At 62.9% G+C, this 18,370-nt stretch carries 16 protein-coding genes; 11 read left to right on the forward strand and 5 right to left on the reverse strand.

The annotated features are described in order from the left end of the window. Positions 1 to 19 precede the first annotated feature (19 nt). Positions 20 to 2,242 (reverse strand): acyl-CoA dehydrogenase, encoded by a 2,223-nt coding sequence (locus S58_RS10455; protein ID WP_015665264.1) that lies wholly within the window; start codon positions 2,240 to 2,242, stop codon positions 20 to 22. 130 nt (positions 2,243 to 2,372) lie between these two features. Here S58_RS10455 and S58_RS10460 point away from each other — a divergent pair, with 130 nt between their 5' ends. From S58_RS10460 to S58_RS10500, 9 genes are all read left to right on the forward strand, one after another. Continuing rightward, positions 2,373 to 3,194, forward strand: coding sequence for a FadR/GntR family transcriptional regulator (locus S58_RS10460; protein ID WP_042339176.1), 822 nt, complete (start codon positions 2,373 to 2,375; stop codon positions 3,192 to 3,194). A gap of 213 nt (positions 3,195 to 3,407) precedes the next feature. Beyond that, positions 3,408 to 4,196 carry a CoA-transferase subunit beta gene (locus tag S58_RS10465; RefSeq protein WP_015665266.1) on the forward strand — a complete coding sequence of 263 codons (789 nt, stop codon included), beginning with the start codon at positions 3,408 to 3,410 and terminating at the stop codon, positions 4,194 to 4,196. Between the two features lie 49 nt (positions 4,197 to 4,245). After that, positions 4,246 to 5,130, forward strand: coding sequence for a CoA transferase subunit A (locus S58_RS10470; protein WP_015665267.1), 885 nt, complete (start codon positions 4,246 to 4,248; stop codon positions 5,128 to 5,130). Beyond that, on the forward strand, positions 5,127 to 6,359 hold the full coding sequence (locus S58_RS10475; protein ID WP_015665268.1) for a CaiB/BaiF CoA transferase family protein: 1,233 nt from the start codon (positions 5,127 to 5,129) through the stop codon (positions 6,357 to 6,359). The genes S58_RS10470 and S58_RS10475 overlap by 4 nt, the downstream gene beginning before the upstream one ends. Positions 6,360 to 6,439: 80 nt before the next feature. After that, a complete protein-coding gene (locus S58_RS10480; RefSeq protein ID WP_015665269.1) occupies positions 6,440 to 7,726 on the forward strand; it encodes a cytochrome P450 in 1,287 nt (428 codons plus the stop codon). A gap of 158 nt (positions 7,727 to 7,884) precedes the next feature. Beyond that, positions 7,885 to 8,898 carry an NAD(P)-dependent alcohol dehydrogenase gene (locus S58_RS10485; RefSeq protein ID WP_244440740.1) on the forward strand — a complete coding sequence of 338 codons (1,014 nt, stop codon included), beginning with the start codon at positions 7,885 to 7,887 and terminating at the stop codon, positions 8,896 to 8,898. Between the two features lie 24 nt (positions 8,899 to 8,922). Further along, on the forward strand, positions 8,923 to 10,161 hold the full coding sequence (locus S58_RS10490; RefSeq protein ID WP_015665271.1) for a cytochrome P450: 1,239 nt from the start codon (positions 8,923 to 8,925) through the stop codon (positions 10,159 to 10,161). A gap of 62 nt (positions 10,162 to 10,223) precedes the next feature. Beyond that, the gene (locus tag S58_RS10495; protein WP_042339180.1) at positions 10,224 to 11,372 is read left to right on the forward strand and encodes an acyl-CoA dehydrogenase family protein; all 1,149 of its coding nucleotides are present in this window, start codon (positions 10,224 to 10,226) and stop codon (positions 11,370 to 11,372) included. Positions 11,373 to 11,380: 8 nt separating this feature from the next. Continuing rightward, the gene (locus S58_RS10500) at positions 11,381 to 12,577 is read left to right on the forward strand and encodes an acyl-CoA dehydrogenase family protein (RefSeq protein ID WP_015665273.1); all 1,197 of its coding nucleotides are present in this window, start codon (positions 11,381 to 11,383) and stop codon (positions 12,575 to 12,577) included. Between the two features lie 54 nt (positions 12,578 to 12,631). Here the strand turns inward: S58_RS10500 and S58_RS10505 are convergent, their stop codons facing one another. From S58_RS10505 to S58_RS10515, 3 genes are read right to left on the reverse strand one after another with little or no spacing between them, the layout of a single operon-like run. Then, positions 12,632 to 13,591 (reverse strand): NAD(P)H-dependent flavin oxidoreductase, encoded by a 960-nt coding sequence (locus tag S58_RS10505; protein ID WP_015665274.1) that lies wholly within the window; start codon positions 13,589 to 13,591, stop codon positions 12,632 to 12,634. 22 nt (positions 13,592 to 13,613) lie between these two features. Continuing rightward, positions 13,614 to 14,018: a Zn-ribbon domain-containing OB-fold protein gene (locus S58_RS10510; RefSeq protein ID WP_015665275.1), complete on the reverse strand. Its 405-nt coding sequence runs from the start codon at positions 14,016 to 14,018 to the stop codon at positions 13,614 to 13,616. 1 nt (position 14,019) lies between these two features. Then, entirely contained in the window at positions 14,020 to 15,186 is a 1,167-nt protein-coding gene (locus tag S58_RS10515; RefSeq protein ID WP_042339184.1) for a thiolase domain-containing protein, read from the reverse strand. 144 nt (positions 15,187 to 15,330) lie between these two features. Between S58_RS10515 and S58_RS10520 the strand changes: the two genes are divergently transcribed. Both S58_RS10520 and S58_RS10525 read left to right on the forward strand, forming a co-directional pair. Further along, positions 15,331 to 16,194, forward strand: coding sequence for a MaoC/PaaZ C-terminal domain-containing protein (locus tag S58_RS10520; RefSeq protein ID WP_015665277.1), 864 nt, complete (start codon positions 15,331 to 15,333; stop codon positions 16,192 to 16,194). A gap of 57 nt (positions 16,195 to 16,251) precedes the next feature. Beyond that, complete coding sequence (locus S58_RS10525; protein ID WP_015665278.1) at positions 16,252 to 17,028, forward strand: SDR family NAD(P)-dependent oxidoreductase; 777 nt, start codon at positions 16,252 to 16,254, stop codon at positions 17,026 to 17,028. Positions 17,029 to 17,138: 110 nt separating this feature from the next. Here the strand turns inward: S58_RS10525 and S58_RS10530 are convergent, their stop codons facing one another. Continuing rightward, positions 17,139 to 18,353 carry an ABC transporter substrate-binding protein gene (locus S58_RS10530; protein WP_015665279.1) on the reverse strand — a complete coding sequence of 405 codons (1,215 nt, stop codon included), beginning with the start codon at positions 18,351 to 18,353 and terminating at the stop codon, positions 17,139 to 17,141. Positions 18,354 to 18,370 lie beyond the last annotated feature (17 nt).

Genomic DNA, 18,370 nt, shown 5'->3' on the forward strand with positions numbered 1-18,370 from the left:
TCACCTCCGGGGCGAACAGCTATCGCGGCAGTCCGAGCCCGCGTTGGGCAATCAGGCTGCGCTGGATTTCATTGGTGCCGATGCTGATGACCCACATCAGCGAGTGCCGGAGCATCTGTTCAATGCGCCCGCGCAAGACCGCGCCCGGGCTGTGTTCGCTGAGCAGCGCCTCCGGCCCCAGCAGGTCCAGCGCGGTCTCGCCGAAACGCTCCATCAGCTCGCCGGAATAGACCTTGCTGACGGCAGCCTCGTCCGGCGGCGTCTCGCCCTTGTCCACCTGCTCGGCACAATAGACCATCATGCGCCGCCCGGCTTCGATCTCGGCCGCGAGCGCGCCGATCCTGGCGCGCACGAGCGGATCGTGCCGCATCGGGCTGCCCCGGTGCTCAGCGGTCCGGAGATGCTCGCACAGCAGTTCGAAGATGTGGGCGGCCTTCAAGACGATGCCGCCGCCGATGAAGCCGCGTTCGGTCGCCAGTGCCCCGGTCAGGACCTTCCAGCCTTCGCCCTCGGCACCGATCCGATTTTCGGCAGGTACCCGCACGTCGTCATAGAAGATATTGGCGAAGGTGCCGCCATACATCGTCTCTGACGGGCGGATCGTGATGCCGGGCGTCGTCATGGGAACGATGAACATCGTGATCCCCGCATGAGGCGGGGTCGCGTTCGGATCGGTCCGGGTCGCGAGCAGCATGTACTCGCCCCAATACGTCGTGGTCCAGATCTTCTGTCCGTTGATCACATAGTGCTCGCCGTCACGGACCGCACGCGTCTTCAGCGACGCCAGGTCGGAGCCGGCCTGTGGTTCGCTGTAGCCCATGCCGTAGATGGCGTCCCCCCGCAGAATTTCCGGCAGGTATCGCTGCTGCTGCTCCGGCGTGCCGTAGACCTGAAGCATGGCCGCCTGCACGGGCGCGCCGGCACGCGGGGCTTCGGCGTGCTCCATCTCCTCCATGAAGGCGATCTGCTCGAAGGCGCCACGCTCCTGTCCGCCGAACCGCTTCGGCCAATTGAGTCCGATCCAGCCGGTCATGCCGAGCGCCCTGGCGAACTCGCGGTCATATTCGCGTTCGCGAAAGGAGAGCTGCTCGTGCCGCGCACGGCGCTCGCCCGACCAATAGGCGTCGAGCCAGGCTCGCACCTCACGGCGGAAGGCATTGCCGGCCGGTCCCAGATCGTAGTCCGGAAACCGGACTTGCCCGTCGCGGTCGAGAAAATGGCTTGCGAGTTGCTCGACCGGCGGACGTTGGCCGCCATGGCGAAGCAGGCTGACATGGACCTGTCGGAAGTGCCGCGGAGCCTCATGCTCCTCGCTATAGCCAATCGCGCCGAAGGCGTGCTGGGTCTCGAGCGACACCTGGCGAAGAGAACCGCTAGCCGTCGCCAGGGCTGCGGCTGCGAACCAGCGCCATTGCGCGGCTTCCAAGTCATATTGAGCGGCGGCATTCGCGATCGTGGGCTGAACCGCGCGCAAGGCGATGTGGCAGTTCGCGAGCTTGTGCTGAATGGCCTGGAAGCGCCCGATGGGTTGCCCGAACTGCCGACGTTCGCCGGCATAGGCAACGGCCTGCTCGAATGCGCGCTGGGCTGCACCGAACGCCCGCGCGGTCTCAGCAACGGCCGCGACTGTGAGCAGGTCCCGGACCTCGGCGTCCGTGAACGGCACCAGGACGATCGGAACTGCATCGATCCGAACCCGCCACCAACCGGCCTTTCCCATCATCGGGGTCGGCTCGGGGGTAACACCTTCACTGGTGTTGATGATGGCCAGCGCCGGGCCGGGCACGAATATGGCCAGATGCGTAACGATGTCGGCGGATTCGACGAAGCCCAACGCCGCAATCAGGCGGTCGGATTCCATTTTCGCCGACCCTGCGGCTCCTTCATGGTCGAAGCCTGCGAAAGACACGACGACCACCGCGTCACCGCGATGGAGATCATCTACAAGCGAAGTCAAGGCATGGGCATCGCTGCGGGCTCGAAGCTGCATGAGGTTGATCAAGGCTGCATCCGCGAGCGGTGCACGGCAGCTGGCGCGGCCGGCCTCTTCCTGGACCAGCACGATCTCGCGCAAGCCGCCTTCGGCGGGAGAGGCCGCAATCTGGGTCAAGCCCTGAGCGGCCAGTTGCTTCCAGAGCCTTGGGGGCACCTGAGCAGCCTTGTCCCACAGGTCCTCGAAGAATCCCCGGACGGCTTCTTGCAGGATCCGGCGATCCTCGTCCGACGGCAACTCCCGCAGCATTCTGGTGGCCACTCCCCTTTTGGTCCTACCATTCTACATTTGTGAGAAGTCGGGGTCAACGCCAACGCGCTATGGCGAGAATCGTCAGCTTCGCCTATATTTCCTTGCAGCTTCGAACCATCGGGTGGATATGAGCGCTTCACAATTGCCGGCCAAGTCCAACGCAGAGGCTGCGCCGATTGCGCAGTTCCAACGAATTAAATCGTCCCGCGCGTTCGATGAGATTGCCGCTCAGATCCGAACGGAGCTTTCCTCCGGCAGACTTACGGTCGGCAACCGTCTGCCTTCCGAGCGTGCGCTGTCGGAGCAATTTGGCGTCTCTCGCAATACCCTTCGTGAGGCCTTGCGCTCGCTCGAGCATGCCGGTCTCATCCGCCTGCAGAAGGGCGCCCGCGGGGGCGCTTTCATCAGCCAGCACAGCGGCGAAGCCATCGCGACCGGGTTGATGGACATGTACCACGTCGGTACCATCCAGCCCGCACAGTTGACCGAGGCCCGCATCTGGCTCGAATCGGTCGTTGTCCGAGAAGCGTGCCGGCGCGCAACGGCCGCAGACATCGAGATGCTGAACCGTAATATCGATGAAGCGCAGGAAGCGCGCCGCCGGGGCGACTTCGCAGGCCGCGCGGAGAGGCACATCGAATTCCACAGAATGCTCGCGCGTCTCACGGACAATCCGATCATGGTCATCGTCATGAACGGGGTGCTCGATGTGCTCACTCATTTCGTGCAGCGGATCGGCGAGTATGACAACAGCTTCGTGTTGCCGTCGCGGCGCCGCTTCATGGAACATTTTGCTGCAGGCGACGCCGAAGCTGCCGTGGCCGAGATGGAATCCTGCCTGAAGCGGCTGCAGCGAAGCTATATGTCGCGCATTCAGGCGGCCGAAGGTGTGTCGGCGACCAAAGCCGCTCCACGCTCCCGCCGGTCTCCCCCGGCCGCCCAGCGCTAATCCACTCATCGCGCCAACTCGCCCCATCGTCTTTTAAGCAGCCTGCAGGTGGCCGCTCCCGATGGAGAGCGGACACCCGCGGCCGGCCGACCACGACTCACGTCCGAATGCCAATCCGATCCGCGGGGCTCATCACCGCCGGCCGTGGGTCCGTTGACACGGCATCCGACCCTCGCTAAATTGCCAATGGTTCAACCAATAGGTCGCGGGCAAATGACTGCAAATCCGTCCCTCGGAGAGACGCTGGCGGTGTTGCTGGCGCGGGATATCGCCGATGGCGAGAAGGTCATCATCGGAACCAATTCCGACATTCAGCTTGCCGCCTGCAATCTCGCGCGCCGCCTGCAGGCGCCGCGCTTGTGGTGGATCTCCGGTCCGGGCGGAATGGTCAATCCGACGCGCGATCATCTGCTGTCGACGGCCGACTACGAGAACCTCGAGTCGGCGGAGTCCTGGATGGATCTGCCGGTCATGATCGACTTCATCGACTGGAAGATCCACTTCTTCGATTTCGCCATCCTGTCGGCACTGCAGGTCGACCGCTTCGGCAACATCAATACGGTGGTGGTCGGTGATCAGCGTAAGCCGCGCGTACGCGGGCCGGGAACCGTCGGCATCAGTGCGCTTTGCGGTCTCGCCAAGCGGTTCTATGTGTGCCTGACGCGTCACGACCGCAGCGCGTTCGTGCCGCGGGTCGATTTCCTGTGCGGAGCCGGTCACATGGAAGGCGGTGATTCCCGCGAGCGCATGGGACTGCCGCCTGGCGGCCCCAGACTGGTGCTGTCCCCGCTTGGAGTTTTCGATTTCGTGCCGGACAGCAAGGCCATGCGCGTGAGGTCGATCAGCCCCGGCGTGACGCTCGAGCAGATCCGCGACTCCACGGCCTTCGACATCGTCGTCGAGGGCATGCCCCCCGTGACGACCATGCCCACCGATCAGGAGCTCGCGCTGCTGCGCGAGCATGTCGATCGGCGCGGCGATCTCCGGCGCAAGTTTCCCTGACCGTGCAGCGGATCTCCTCCCATCAGACTGACAGGCAAGCCGAAGTCCCATGACAAAGAGCAAGATCGTTTCCGTCGATGAGGCCGTAGCCGAGATCCCGGACGGAGCCAAAGTTGCCCTTGGCGGTTGGATATTCAATTCGCAGCCGATGGCGCTCGTGCGCGCGTTGATCCGCAAAGGTTCTCGCGACCTGCATTTGATCCCTGCGCCCGGCTCGATCGCGCCGGACATGCTGATCGGTGCGGGATGTGTTGCCTCCACCGTCTGCGTCTTCATCAGCTTTGAGCAGTTCGGCCTGGCGCCGCATTTCCGTCGCCAGTCCGAGAACGGGACGCTCAAGGTTTACGATCTGGACGGGCCTGCTATTGCGGGGGGATTGCGGGCGGGAATCTGCGATCTGCCCTACATGCCCGTGCCGGACCTCGGCACCGATCTGCCGAAATTTGCGCCCGAACATTATTGGCCGCTCCCGTCCAAACCTGGCGAGCGCAGGATGCTCGCCGTCGCGGCCGTCAAGCCGGATGTCTGCCTGCTGCACGCGCAGCAGGCAGACGAGCATGGCAACGTTCAGCATCTCGGGCCGCCGTTCTTCGACGCGATGATCGCCCAGGCGTCCCGGCGGGTCATCGTCTCGGTCGATCGCATCGTGTCGACCGACACGATCAGGCGCAGCAATCATCTGACCAAGCTGCCGAGCGCCATGGTCGACGCGGTCGTCGAGGCGCCATTCGGCGCGCATCCGACCGCTTCACCTTCGCTCTATCGCTCCGATGAAGCGCATCTGAAGGACTATGTGAAGAGCAGCGCCAGTGCCGAGACATTCAGCGCCTATCTCGATCGCTACGTGCGGAGCGCCTCGTCCAGCGCTTATCTCGATACGATCGGTGGTAGCCGGCTGGCGGCGCTTGCCGTATCAGAAACCAATCTGAAATGAGCGTCGATATGGCAATCGGACCGGCCCGGCCAGGAATCCTCGACGGAATCCGCGTCCTCGACTTCACCGCGATGATGTCCGGCCCTTATTGCACGCGGTTGATGGCGGACATGGGCGCAGAAGTAATCAAGGTAGAGCCCCCGGAGGGCGATCACATCCGGTTGCGTCCGCCGCTGCGGGACGGGCGAAGCGCCTATTTCGCCCAGCTCAATGCCGGTAAGAGCAGCATCGCCCTGGATCTCAAGCAGCCCGCGGCCCGCAAGCTGATCTACGATCTGGTGCCCCGGTGCGATGTGCTCGTGGAGAACTACCGTCCCGGCGTCATGCAGCGGCTCGCGCTGGACTACGAAACCCTTGCGAAGATCAATCCCAGGCTCGTGTACTGTTCGATCTCTGGGTTCGGCCAGGAGGGCTCGTGGTCCGGACGGAGCGCGTATGCGCCGGTGCTGCACGCAACCTCGGGCTACGACATGGCGAACCTCGATTATCAGGAGGGGAATGTCGAGCGTCCGCTGAAGAACGGAATCTTCATCGCCGATGTTCTCGGTGGCTCGACGGCATTCGGAGCCATTCAAGCCGCACTGTTTCGGACGCTCAAGACCGGGCAGGGCGACTATATCGACGTATCGCTGCTCGACGCCATGGTCGGCATGCTGGTGTACGAGTGCCAGGAAGCGCAATTCCCGGCCGAGCGCCGCCGGCCGGTCTATCGACCCACGCAGGCGAGCGATGGCTTCCTGCTCGTCGCCCCCGTGAGCCAGAACAACTTCGAGGCCTTGGCGCGCGGCGTCGGCCATCCGGAATGGATCAGCGATGCGCGCTTCGCAACCAGCAGCGCCCGCGAGCATCACTGGTCCGAATTGATGAACCTGCTCGACGGCTGGGCGGCATCGCGAACTTCAGCGGAATGCGAGGCGACCCTCACCGAAGCCGGCGTGCCGTGTTCTCAATACCGGACCATCCGTGAGACAATGGCGCTGCCGCCTATCCAGGAGCGCGGCGTCTTTGAGGAGATCGATGACGGCGCCGGGCCGCTGCTCATTCCAAACCCCGCATTCCGGTTCGCGCAGAGCGCGGCCAATGTCCGGAACAAGGTGCCTGCGCTCGGCGAGGATGGGCCAAGGTTGTTGCAGAGCCTCTTGGGACTGAGCCCGCAGGAGATCGCGGCGCTGCGCGAGGACAAAGTTCTTCGAGGCGCGGAAGAGAGGATCGTCGCGGCAGCCGAGTAGCCGCGACGGCGCATCAGGAATGTCGAAGTCGTCGATCGCCTGCCGCTGGGCTTCCTTCCTGAACCCGCGAGCACGGCGACATGAAGGAGGGACCGGGGTTGAGCGCTGCGAATTTTCCAATCCCCGACAACATCGTCGCCGTGCTGACGGACCCTGCAGCCTACGGCACTCAACGCATCTTCGATGCCTATCGCTGGCTGCGCGTCAATCAGCCGCTCGGGAAGGCCAGTCCGCGCGGGTTCAACCCTTTCTGGGTCGTGACGCGCCACGCGGACATTCAGACCATTAGCCAGCAGAGCCAGCTGTTTCGCAGCAGTGATCGCCCGGTGGCGTTGCTGAGCAGCAAAGCCGAAGCCAAGATCGAGGCGGCGACGGGGGGCAACGGCCTCCTCCGCACCCTGGTGCAGATGGATGCTCCCGATCATCCCAAGTTCCGGGCATTGACGCAGAAATGGTTCACGCCGGGTAATCTGCGTGCGATCGAAGGCAGGATTCGCGACATCGCAAGAAGCTATGCGGATCGCCTCACCGCGTCCGGCCAGCATTGCGACTTCGTGTCCGAAATCGCGCTCGGGTTTCCGCTGCGGGTGGTCATGACGATTCTGGGCGTCGATCCGGATCATGAGCCCAAGATGTTGCGCTTGACGCAGGAGTTCTTCGGCACCAAGGACCTGGATAACGCGCGCAAGGGTCGAAACGACGGTGCCACGGCTCTATCGGATGTCGTATTGGAGTTCGGCGAGTTCTTCTCGTCTGTGGTTGCGGACCGGCGCGCCAACCCGTCCGATGATCTTGCAAGCGTCATCGCCAACGCGCAGATCGACGGCGAATCGATCTCGGACCTGGATGCGCTCAGCTATTTCGTGACCATCGCGACCGCCGGCCACGACACCACATCGTCCTCGAGTGCAGGCGGGATGTGGGCGCTTTGCGAACATCCGCAGCAGTTCGAAAGGCTGAAAGCCAACCCTGGCCTGATCCCGGGCTTCGTCGACGAGGCGATCCGCTGGACCACGCCGGTCAAGCATTTCATGCGCACGGCCGCCGAGGACACCGAACTGGACGGCCGCTCCATCAGGCGCGGCGATTGGCTCATGCTGTGCTACGCCTCTGCGAATCGCGACGAGGCCGTCTTCCAGGATCCCGACACGTTCCGGATCGATCGCTCGCCGAACCGCCATCTCGCCTTCGGCTACGGAGCCCATCTGTGTCTGGGGCAATATCTTGCCAAGCTCGAGATGCGGATCCTCTTCGAAGAATTGTTGCAGCGGATTTCCTGCGTTGAGCTCGACGGCGAAGGAGCAACGACCGTGTCCTGGTTCGTCAACGGGCCCAAGCGCCTCCCGATCCGCTTCCAACTCCGTTGATCCATCCCCTACATCTCGCTTCCGCATGATTTGACGGCACTGCGCAATTTGTAACGGAGAAGACGAGCATGAAGATCACAGCCGCAGTTGCAGTTGCGCCGGAGCGACCGTTCGAACTGATCAGCTGTGATCTGTCCGATGATCTTGCGCCCGGAGAGGTGCTCGTCCGCATCGAGGCTTGCGGCATCTGCCATACCGATCTCGCGGTGAAACTGCAGCACATTCCCGTGCCGCTCCCCAAAGTTCTCGGTCATGAGGGCGCGGGCGTGATCGAACGCGTCGGTCCTGGCGTGGTCGGGCTGGCCGAGGGAGATCACGTGCTGATGAGCTTTGGCTCGTGCGGCGCATGCGGGCAGTGCCAACTCGGCGCGCCCGGCTATTGTGATGAGTTCGGGATGATCAACCTGTTCGGCCAGCGGCGCGGTGGCTCTGGCCTCCGTTACCGCGGCGCTGAGCTTGGCGGCTATTTCTTTGCGCAATCGGCGTTCGCAGCCCATGCCATTGCCACCGCCAGGAACGTGGTGAAGGTCGGCAAGGATCTGCCGCTCGCGCTGCTCGCGCCGATGGGCTGCGGGATCCAGACCGGCGCGGGTGCGGTAATGAACGTGCTGGCCCCTCGGGCTGGTGCGTCGATCGCCGTGTTCGGCGTCGGCGCGGTCGGGATGGCGGCGATCATGGCCGCCAAGCTGGCGGGCTGCGGCACGATCGTTGCCGTCGACATCCGCGATGAACGTCTTGCCCGTGCGCGTGACATCGGAGCAACCCACATCGTGGATGGCCGGACACCCGATCTGGCCAAGGCCGTTGCCGCGCTCGGCCGCGGCCGCGGCGTCGATCACTCGCTCGACACCACGGGCGTACCCGAGGTGGTCGCCGCTTCGATCGCGTGCCTGCGGCAGCGGGGCTCATCCGCCCAGGTGGCCGCGCCGCCCCGCGGGACGCGGTTTCCGGTGGAGGCAAGCGTTCTGGTCGGCGGAGGTCTGTCAGTGCGGGGCGTCGTCGAGGGTGATGCCGTGCCCGCGATCTTCCTGCCGCGGCTCGTCGACTTCTTCCGCCAAGGGCGGCTGCCGCTCGACAGGATTGTCAGCTTCTATCCGTTCGAAAAGATAAACCAGGCCGTCGAGGACATGGAAACCGGCGCAACCGTCAAGCCGGTGCTTCGGATGAACTGAACAGGCAAAACAGGGGAGGACGCCATGCAAGATACGAGTTTAGATCAGGCGATCGTCGACCACGAAACTTACGGTGCTCTCGACAGGCAGCATATCCTGTTCTCGACCCTTCGCAAGGAGGATCCCGTGCATTGGACTGAACCTCCGGGCTTCCGTCCGTTCTGGACCATCAGCAAGCATCAGGACGTCATCGAGATCGAACGGCAGAACGAGAAGTTCATCAACGCGCCCCGCACCAAGCTGTTGTCCATCGATTTCGAGACAAAGGTCCGGGACGCGATGGCAGGCCGACCAATGCTGGTCCGCGCGATCAATCAGATGGATAATCCGGACCATGCCAAGTACAAGAAGATTACGCATGCCTGGTTTCAGCCGCGTGAAGTGCGCCATCTGGAGGACAGGATCGCCGTGATCGCACGGACCAGTGTCGACCAGATGCTTGAAAAGGGGACCGAGTGCGACTTCTATAAAGATGTCGCAGGGTGGTATCCGCTCAGGGTCATCATGCTGATTCTCGGAATTCCGGATGAGCATGGCCCGCGATTGCTCGATATCACCCGAGCTTATTTCGGCGGTGGCGATGCGGAGGTGCAGCGCGGCAACGACCTGATCGATGCCACCTTCGCCTATGTGAACTTCTTCAAGGAAGTGGCGCGGGAACGACGGCGGAACCCCACGGACGACCTCGCGAGCATCATTGCGACGGCCGAGGTCGACGGCGAGCCGATAGGCGAGTTCGAGACCTCGTCGTATTATGTGGCGCTCGCCAGTGCTGGTCACGACACGATCAGCGCAACGCTCTCCGGCGGTCTGCTCGCCTTGATCGAGAATCCCGGAGAAATGCGGAAGCTGAAGCAAAATCCCGATCTTATTCCTGCCGCTGTCGAGGAAATGGTGCGCTGGGTATCTCCGGTGAAGCATTTCTTCCGGACCGCGACCGAGACCTATACGTTGCGCGGCAAGACCATCAAACAGGGCGATCATCTGCTGCTGGCCTATCCCTCTGCAAATCGGGATGAGGATGCCTTCGAGTCTCCCTTTGCATTTGTCGCCGACCGGACTCCGAACCGCCACGTCGGCTTTGGTTTCGGCATTCACGCCTGCCTTGGACTATATCTCGCCAAGGTCGAAATGATCGCCTTCATGCGTGAGCTGCTCTCGCGCGTCGACGGGATCGAACTTGCTGGCGAGCCGGCCTGGACCGAGACATCGTTCGTCGGCGGTTTGAAGCGGCTTCCGATCCGTTTCTCGCGACTTCATTAGGCGATGGCCGATCTGCGCGCCCGGAACGCGAGACCGGCAGGCGACATGAGTGGAGCTCAATGATGGATCTGACGCCGAGCGAAGCGCAGCGGATGCTGCGACATAGCGCCGAACGGTTTATCGCTGAACATTACGATCAGGCGGCACGTCGCCATGCGATGCAGGATCCCATGGGATTCAAGCGCGAGAACTGGCGCAAGCTTGCTGATCTGGGCTGGCTCGGGCTTCCGTTTCCAGAGGAGGTTGGCGGTTTCGGCGGAGGACCAGTCGAAGTCGCGATCCTGATGGAGGAGTTCGGCCGCGGGCTTGCGACCGAGCCTTATCTGTCGACGGTGCTGCTGGCTGGGACCCTGATCGCTGAATGCGGCACGCAAGAGCAGCAGATGGTCCTGCTGCCGGCCATCATCAACGGCGAGCGTCTGTTGTCCTTCGCTCACTACGAGTCGGACGCAAGGGCAGGTCTTTCCGAAATCCACACTGTGGCGCAGGCCGACAACCAGGGTTGGATGCTCCACGGCCGGAAGATGGCCGTGCTCGACGCGGTGTCTGCTGATGTCCACATGGTGTCGGCGCGTTTGCCCGATGTCCAGGGTGCCGGACTTGCTCTGTTCCTCGTGCCGAAGGATGCCGCGGGAGTGCGGCTGCGCGATGCACCACGGCTCGGTGGGGGCCGCGTCGCGGAGCTGACATTCGAACGGACTCTGCTTCCGCCCGATGCGCGGCTCGGAACCGGCGGGGACGTGCTGCCGGCGATCGAGGGCGTCGTCGATCGAGCGATTGCCGCGCTCTGCGCCGAGGCCGCCGGCATGATGCGAAGCATGTTCGACGCCACGCTCGACTACACAAAGGTGCGCAAGCAATTCGATCGGCCGCTCGCGGCCAACCAGGTGATCCGTCACAGGCTGGCCGACATGTATGTTCAATGCGAGGAGGCCCGAGCGATGGCGGCGCGCGCGGCTCTTCCCGTGGGCGCCGATAGCGATTCGACGCAGCGGTCGCTCGCCGCGTCCGGCGCCAAGGTTAAGGTCGGCCGCTGTGCGCGCAACGTTGCGGAGCAAGCGGTGCAACTCCACGGCGCGATGGGCGTCACGGACGAGCTCGATCTCGGCCTTTATTTCAAGCGGCTGCTCGTATTCGAAGCGCTTTTCGGGAGCGTGGACTATCATCTGCAGCGTCACGCTAAGCTGTTTGGCAACTCCCGATCGGAATGAGATCAGTCATGTCGCTGTCGTTCACGCCCGATGAATTGCGGTTCAGAGATGAGGTGCGCGCATTTATCGCGGCGCGTCTTTCGCCCGAACTGCGGCGGGCCAGCTCTCTCAATGTCTCCTTCTTCTCCTATCCCGACATCGTCACGCCATGGCAAAGGGCGTTGCACGAGCGAGGCTGGGTCGCACCCGGTTGGCCCCAGGAGCATGGTGGCCCCGGCTGGACCGCGACGCAGCGATGGATCTTCGAATCCGAGTGTGCCGCAGCAGGCGCGCCGCAGCTATCTCCCATGGGCATCAAAATGGTCGGGCCCGTCTTGATGCGCTTCGGGACGTCGGAGCAAAAGAAGTTCTATCTGCCCCGCATCCTCAGCGGCGAAGATCGGTGGTGCCAGGGCTATTCGGAGCCAGGCTCGGGATCGGACCTTGCCTCGCTGAAGACGCGCGCCGTTCGCCATGGCGATCATTACATCGTCAACGGCACCAAGATCTGGACAACGCACGCGCACTTCGCAAACCGCATGTTCGCGCTGGTTCGAACCAGCGATGAACCGCGGCAACAGGACGGCATCAGCTTCCTGCTCATCGACATGGCGTCGCCCGGCATCACGATTCGCCCGATCACGATGATCAGCGGCGACCATGATGTCAATCAGGTGTTCTTCGACGGTGTGGAAGTTCCGGTGACCAATCTCGTCGGCGAGGAGGGACGGGGCTGGACGTGCGGCAAGTATCTGCTGGAATTCGAGCGGGGCGGCGGAATCAACTCGCCGAAACTGAGACATGCGCTTGAGAAGGTGCGGGAACTGGCCAACTCCGACCTGTCTTGCAAGGCGATATCGCACCCGGAGATCGCGACCAAACTGTCGGACATCGAACTCGACGTCCAGACATTGGAGTTCCTCGAGCTGCGGGTGTTGTCAGCCTTGCAGAGAGGCGAAAATCCAGGACCGGTGTCGTCGGTCCTCAAGCTGCGTGCGAGCGAGATCCACCAGGCCATCTCGCGCGTGGGAGTTGAAATGATCGGGCAAAATGCACTGGTGGAGGAAAGGCGCCGTCCTCTCCATGCTCTCAATGACGAGCCGATCATCCCGGAAGAATTGCTAAGCGTGGTGGCACGTCATCTCAACGGCCGCGCCAACACGATCTTCGGCGGGAGTTCGGAAATCCAGCGCGACATCATCGCCAAGCAGGTGCTCGGGCTTTGAGGAAATCACCATAAGAGGTGATGCGGCCGCCCGGAGATCGTCCTGCAAGGTACCTCAGACCATGGCGGGGATCTGGCATGCTTCCGCATATTCCCGCTTCAGCTTCACAATCAGATCCGCGACGGTCGGAATCTCGTCGATCAAATCGATTCCTTGACCCGCGCTCCACAGGTTCTTCCAGGGCTTTGCGCTCTCAGGCAGATGGTCGTGCCGCATGCCCTTGCCCATCGGGTCGGGCAAGGCGTCCGGATCGAGGCCCGCAGCGCGCAACGACGCGGCCAGCCAGTTCGCGGCGACGCCGGCAACCTTCTCCGTATAAATCAGGTCTGCGGACGTCTGCGATACGATCATGCGCTTGTATTCGTCGGGCGCCAGCGACTCGTTCGTAGCGATGAACCTGGTCCCGAGATAAGCTAGGTCGGCACCGAGCACTTCTGCCGCGCGTATGGTGGCGCCGTCGGAAATGGCGCCGGCCATGACGATCGTTCCGTTGAAGATCGAGCGGACCTTGCGGATCAATGCGAGGTGGCTGATCGTGCCGGAGTGGCCACCGCCTCCAGCGCCGATGCAGATCAGGCCATCGACGCCGGCGGCCATGGCGCGCTCGGCGAACGGGATGCTGGTGATGTCGTGGAAGACCTTTATCCCACGATCATGCGCCTGTTGCACGATGATCTTGGGATTGCCGCCGACGGTGATGACGATGTCGACATTTTGTTCGACGCACAGATCGAGGTGGCTCCCGATCTGGTCTTCCGGCGTCTTTGCAGACAGGTTCACGGCGAGCGGACCGACCGGTCCCGGCGCCTGCGCGGCGTGTTCGCGCAAATCCGCGGAGATCGTGCGCAGCCACTCAGCGAACTCGTCGAACGAGCGGGCGTTTTGGCGTGGCAGGGCGCCAATCACGCCCGCCTTGCAGGCCTCGCGGACGAGATCAGGGCCGCTGACAAGGAACATCGGTGCGCAAACGGCGGGCAACGAAAGCGTTCGCCGAAGCTTTGGGTCAAGCGCCATGAAGCTGCTCCTGGGCCGTTCGTCAGCCCTGTTCCGGGGCGAACATCGGGATCATCGTCCCGTCCTCCGCGGGCTTGAATACGACGTGGACACGTTGCCCGATGCGCAGCGAATCGAGATTGCAATCGACGATATTGCTCAACATCGTGATGCCCTCGTCGAGCCGCACATATGCGATCGCGTAGGGTGTGGGGCCGGCACGGCGGGTGACGCTGACGCTATAGATCTCACCCTTGCCGGTGACATCGCTCCATTCGGTGTCTCCGAGACAATAGGGACAAAGCGGCCGCGGATACCAATGCGGCTTGCGGCAGGAAACGCAGACCTTCACGCGGAACGCCCCGACTGCCGTTGCGGCAAAGAATGGCGCGGTTGCGGGGTCGTGCACCGCTAGGCCGAGCGGGCGGTCCTGATACATCGTCGTCATCTCACGCGCGCTCCATGATCAGGGTGGCACTGCCATGGCGCGAGCCGAGCAAGCCGCCTGTGCCTTGGGCGAGGGCAAGGTTGCAATCCGGGACCTGCACTTTGGCGTGGGTTTCGCCGCGCAGTTGGCGGACGGCCTCGATGACCTTGGTGATGCCCCCGCGATTGGCGGGATGGTTGTTGCAAAGTCCGCCGCCGTCGGTGTTGAACGGCAGCTTGCCTACTCCGGAAATCAGATTGCCATCCGCAACGAAAGCTCCGCCCTTGCCTTTCTCACAGAACCCGAGATCTTCGATCTGCATCAGCACGGTGATGGTGAAGCTGTCGTAGATCGAGGCATAGTCGATGTCGGAAGGCTTGACACCGGCTTCCTCGAACGCGCGAGGACCGGACCATGCTGCTCCCGAAAACGTCAAGTCGACCTGCCCGTTCAACTGACCCTTGATCGCTTCGCCAGCGCCGAGAATATTGACGACGGGTCGCTTGAGCGAGCGCGCGATCTCCGGGCGGACGACGACCAGGGCACCACCGCCGTCACTGACGACGCAGCAGTCGAGGCGATGCAAGGGATCGGAAATCATCGGCGAGGCGAGGACATCGTCGACCGAGACCTGATCGCGCAACATCGCATTCGGATTATACTGCGCGTGGGTTGCGGCCGCGACCTTGATCCATGCCAGCTGTTCGCTGGTCGTGCCGTACTCGTACATGTGCCGGGCCGCCGCCAGCGCATACATGTTGACCGTCACGGGAGCATAAGGCGCCTCCCAGGGCACGTCGGGTGTTCCCGCGCCGACGAGTCGTGGCGCTACGCCGCTTGATCCCTCGCTTCGCGGCCGCCCCGCGAGCGTGATCAGAGCCACGTTACACTTGCCCATGGCAATCGCCTGGGCGGCATGCGAGACGTGAATCAAATAGGCGGACCCGCCGGTGTCGGTGCTGTCCACATGGCGGGGCCGCAGTCCCAGATAATCCGCCATGCTGTTCGCGCCGAGTCCTGGCGCGTCGCCTGCGCAGAAATAGCCATCGACATCCTCAAGGCGCAGGCCAGCATCTTCCAGGGCTCCGCGCGCACATTCAGCGTGCAACTGGGCGACCGTCTTATCCGGTGCTTTTCGGGTCGGGTGCTCATAGGCGCCTGCGATGCAGGCCTTTCTTCGAATACTCATCAGGTCTCTCGCGCTCGCGTCAGCCCGTGGCCGCTCATCTGCATAGGGCATCGTTGACCACGACCGGCGGGCTGTATATCATTGGTTCAACCAAAGACCAAGGCTGTATCTGTTTCTTGGCGGGGGACCAGACCCGGGGGAGCGATGGTTGATTATGCAAAGACGCGGGCTTGGCGTTCCAGCGAGGTCCGCCACGTCTACACGGCGAGAGACACCATTCTCTACGCGCTCGGTGTCGGTGCCGCGAGCGGCCCATTGGACGAGCGGCAACTGCGCCTCGTCTACGAGAAGGATCTCGTGCCACTTCCGACCATGGCGACCGTTCTAGCCTCGCCGGGTGCCTGGATGAGGGACAATGCGGAGCTCGGAATCAATTTCGCGAAAATGGTGCATGGCGAGCAATCCGTGCAGATGCATGCTGCGCTTCCTTCGAGCGGAATTCTGGTCGGCAAGAGTCGTGTCGCGCGGCTCGTCGACAAGGGCGAGGGCAAGGGCGCCATCATGTACGTCGAGAAGGAACTGTGGGACGAAACGGACAAACGATTGGTGGCCGTCAGTGAGCAGGTGCTCTTCCTGCGCGGCGATGGCGGCTTCTCACAAGTTTCCGGCGGCGATGAACCCGCCGCCGCTCCGCCGCCCGTCCCGGATCGTACGCCGGACCGCGTCGTCACCTTGCCTACGCGCCCGGACCAGGCGGTACTTTATCGTCTGTCGGGAGACCTCAACCCTCTGCATATAGACCCCGCGGTTGCCAGCAAGGCCGGTTTCCAGAAGCCCATCCTGCACGGGCTTGCGAGCTATGGATTTGCCTGTCGCGGCCTGGTGGAGAGCTTCTGCGACGGAGATCCCGCACGGCTGAAGACGATCCGGGCGCGCATGTCTGCGCCGGTCTTTCCTGGGGACACGATCCGGCTCGAATGCTGGCGCCTCGACGACCGCATCGCATTTCAGGCGCGGGTCGTCGAGCGCGACGCGCTGGTCCTCAGTCATGGCTGGGCCACGACCTGATACGGCCGGACGGCACGTGCAAGATGATGGACTTCACCAGAGACTAAGGAACTGCGAATGACGAAGAACATGGTGTCGCTACAAGGCCGGACGATCGTCGTCACCGGCGCCGCGCAGGGGATCGGCAAGGCAACGACAGACTTGGCCATCGAACTTGGGGCAAATGTCGTGGCCGTCGATCTCAACGGCGAGGCGCTAGGGCCGGCTTTGGCGGGCTTTCCTGCGGAGCGGGTGATGAAGGTCGTTGGCAGCGTCACCGACGCTGAGCTGGCGGCAAGCACCGTCGCAGATGCCGTCGACAGGTTCGGTTCGGTGAACGGACTGGTCAACAATGCCGGCATCATTCGCCCCGCGCTGATCGAAAAGATGAGCATGCATCAATGGCAGGAGGTCATCGACGTTCATCTCACCGGCGCGTTCCTCTGGTTGCAGGCGGTGGGACGCCATCTGGTGCAGCGCGCGAAGGACGGCGACGCCTCGGGAGGAGCCATCGTCAACGTCTCGTCTGACGCGGGGCGAAAGGGATCGGTGGGCCAGATCAACTATGCCGCCGCCAAGGCCGGACTGCTCGCCATGACCATGACCGCAGCCCGGGAGTGGGGCAAATACAACATCCGGGCCAATTCGATCTGCTTTGGCGTGGTCGAAACGCCGATGACCGAGGTCGTGCGCGGCGAGAAATTCCGCGATGGTATCTTGGGGCAGATCCCGCTTGCACGCTGGGCAACACCGGACGAAGTGGTGCGGACCGTATGCTTCCTGCTCTCCGATGCGTCCTCGTACACGACAGGCCAGCACATCGGAGTCAACGGCGGCTTCCACATCAGTCTTTGACCTTACGCCTTCGTCGCTCCCTTGGCGTCTCTGCATTGAGGGGTGCCGAAAGACGAAGGCGAAACTTGCGGTGGGGCGCGCACGAGACGCGACCCACCGGCTTTTTTTTCCTAATCCGCCGTCATCGGCTCGCCGGACAAGGTCCAACTGGTCCCATCGAAAACGGCGATGCGCAGAGTCTTGAACGGCGTGTAGTCGCCGGGCTTGGTGCCGATGGTGATGCCCGGCAGCATCATCGGCAACCGTTCGCCGTGCAGGGATGTTGCCTGCCTGATCAGATTTTCCCGGGTCAACTGGTCGCCGCACGCTTTCAAGACGGCACCTAGCGCGTTGACGTTCATGTAGGCGACGAGCACCGAGTAATCGTCGGGATTGACGGACGGCGCATACTTCTTCAGGAAATTCTTATAGGCCTTGACCTCATCGTCGTCTGTCCAAGCCGGATCGCCCGGCTGCTTGAGAAATTGCGTGGTGACCAGACCGCGGGAGGCGTCGAGGCCGGCCGGCTTCAGCACGGTCTCGACTGAGGCTGTCGAGCCACCGATGATGTGCAGCGGATGCCAGTCCAGTTCATGCACCTTGCGGATCGACTGCGCTGCGGCCTTGGCCGACGACTGTTCGATCAGCGTGTCGACGCCGGCGGATTTCAACTGAACGACCTGGGAATCGATGGTTGGGTCGGAAACTTCGTAGGACACCTGGGTAACGATCAGAGACGCCTTTGCGCCGAGTCCCGCGCGCAGACCCTTGAGATAGTCCCTCCCGAAATCGTCGTTCTGGTAGAGAACGCCGATCTTTGCCTCCGGCTTCGCTGTGAGGATGTATTTGGCCATGACGCGGCCTTCGGTCTCGAAGTCGGGATAGAGCGGAACGGTCCAGGGAAATTGATTGGGATCGTTGAAGCGGCGTCCTCCCGCCGTGATGAAGAGTTGCGGCACCTTCTTGGAATTGAGATATTTCTGGATGGCGACGTTCGGCGCGGTCCCTATCGTACCGACCTCGGCAAGGACGCCGATATCCTCGATCAACTTTCGGGATTGCTCGACGGCTTTCGGCGCACTGTAGGCGTTGTCGAGTTGGGTGAAGCTGATCTTGCGTCCATTGATCCCGCCACGCTCATTGAGCATTTCGAAATAGCCGAGCACCGCCCGTCCGGCCCCTGCGCCAAACGCGGAGGCCGGGCCGCTGAGCGGCGTCGATTGACCGAGCTTGATCTCGGTGTCGCTGGCTCCCGGATCATAAGTCTTCTGGGCATGCGCGGCAGAGAGCGACAGGAGAGTGGCTGCGATTAGAGAGCACGATGTCAGGACCGATGCGCGGCTCAAGGGTGTTCCTCCAGGTC

Source organism: Bradyrhizobium oligotrophicum S58 (genome assembly GCF_000344805.1).
In the GTDB taxonomy this organism is placed as follows: domain Bacteria; phylum Pseudomonadota; class Alphaproteobacteria; order Rhizobiales; family Xanthobacteraceae; genus Bradyrhizobium; species Bradyrhizobium oligotrophicum.

Coding starts and splice junctions, on each gene's coding strand:
- S58_RS10455 (WP_015665264.1), bottom strand. CDS start 2,242: ATGCTGCGGGAGTTGCCGTCGGACGAGGATCGCCGGATCCTGCAAGAA.
- S58_RS10460 (WP_042339176.1), top strand. CDS start 2,373: ATGAGCGCTTCACAATTGCCGGCCAAGTCCAACGCAGAGGCTGCGCCG.
- S58_RS10465 (WP_015665266.1), top strand. CDS start 3,408: ATGACTGCAAATCCGTCCCTCGGAGAGACGCTGGCGGTGTTGCTGGCG.
- S58_RS10470 (WP_015665267.1), top strand. CDS start 4,246: ATGACAAAGAGCAAGATCGTTTCCGTCGATGAGGCCGTAGCCGAGATC.
- S58_RS10475 (WP_015665268.1), top strand. CDS start 5,127: ATGAGCGTCGATATGGCAATCGGACCGGCCCGGCCAGGAATCCTCGAC.
- S58_RS10480 (WP_015665269.1), top strand. CDS start 6,440: ATGAAGGAGGGACCGGGGTTGAGCGCTGCGAATTTTCCAATCCCCGAC.
- S58_RS10490 (WP_015665271.1), top strand. CDS start 8,923: ATGCAAGATACGAGTTTAGATCAGGCGATCGTCGACCACGAAACTTAC.
- S58_RS10495 (WP_042339180.1), top strand. CDS start 10,224: ATGGATCTGACGCCGAGCGAAGCGCAGCGGATGCTGCGACATAGCGCC.
- S58_RS10500 (WP_015665273.1), top strand. CDS start 11,381: ATGTCGCTGTCGTTCACGCCCGATGAATTGCGGTTCAGAGATGAGGTG.
- S58_RS10505 (WP_015665274.1), bottom strand. CDS start 13,591: ATGGCGCTTGACCCAAAGCTTCGGCGAACGCTTTCGTTGCCCGCCGTT.
- S58_RS10510 (WP_015665275.1), bottom strand. CDS start 14,018: ATGACGACGATGTATCAGGACCGCCCGCTCGGCCTAGCGGTGCACGAC.
- S58_RS10515 (WP_042339184.1), bottom strand. CDS start 15,186: ATGAGTATTCGAAGAAAGGCCTGCATCGCAGGCGCCTATGAGCACCCG.
- S58_RS10520 (WP_015665277.1), top strand. CDS start 15,331: ATGGTTGATTATGCAAAGACGCGGGCTTGGCGTTCCAGCGAGGTCCGC.
- S58_RS10525 (WP_015665278.1), top strand. CDS start 16,252: ATGACGAAGAACATGGTGTCGCTACAAGGCCGGACGATCGTCGTCACC.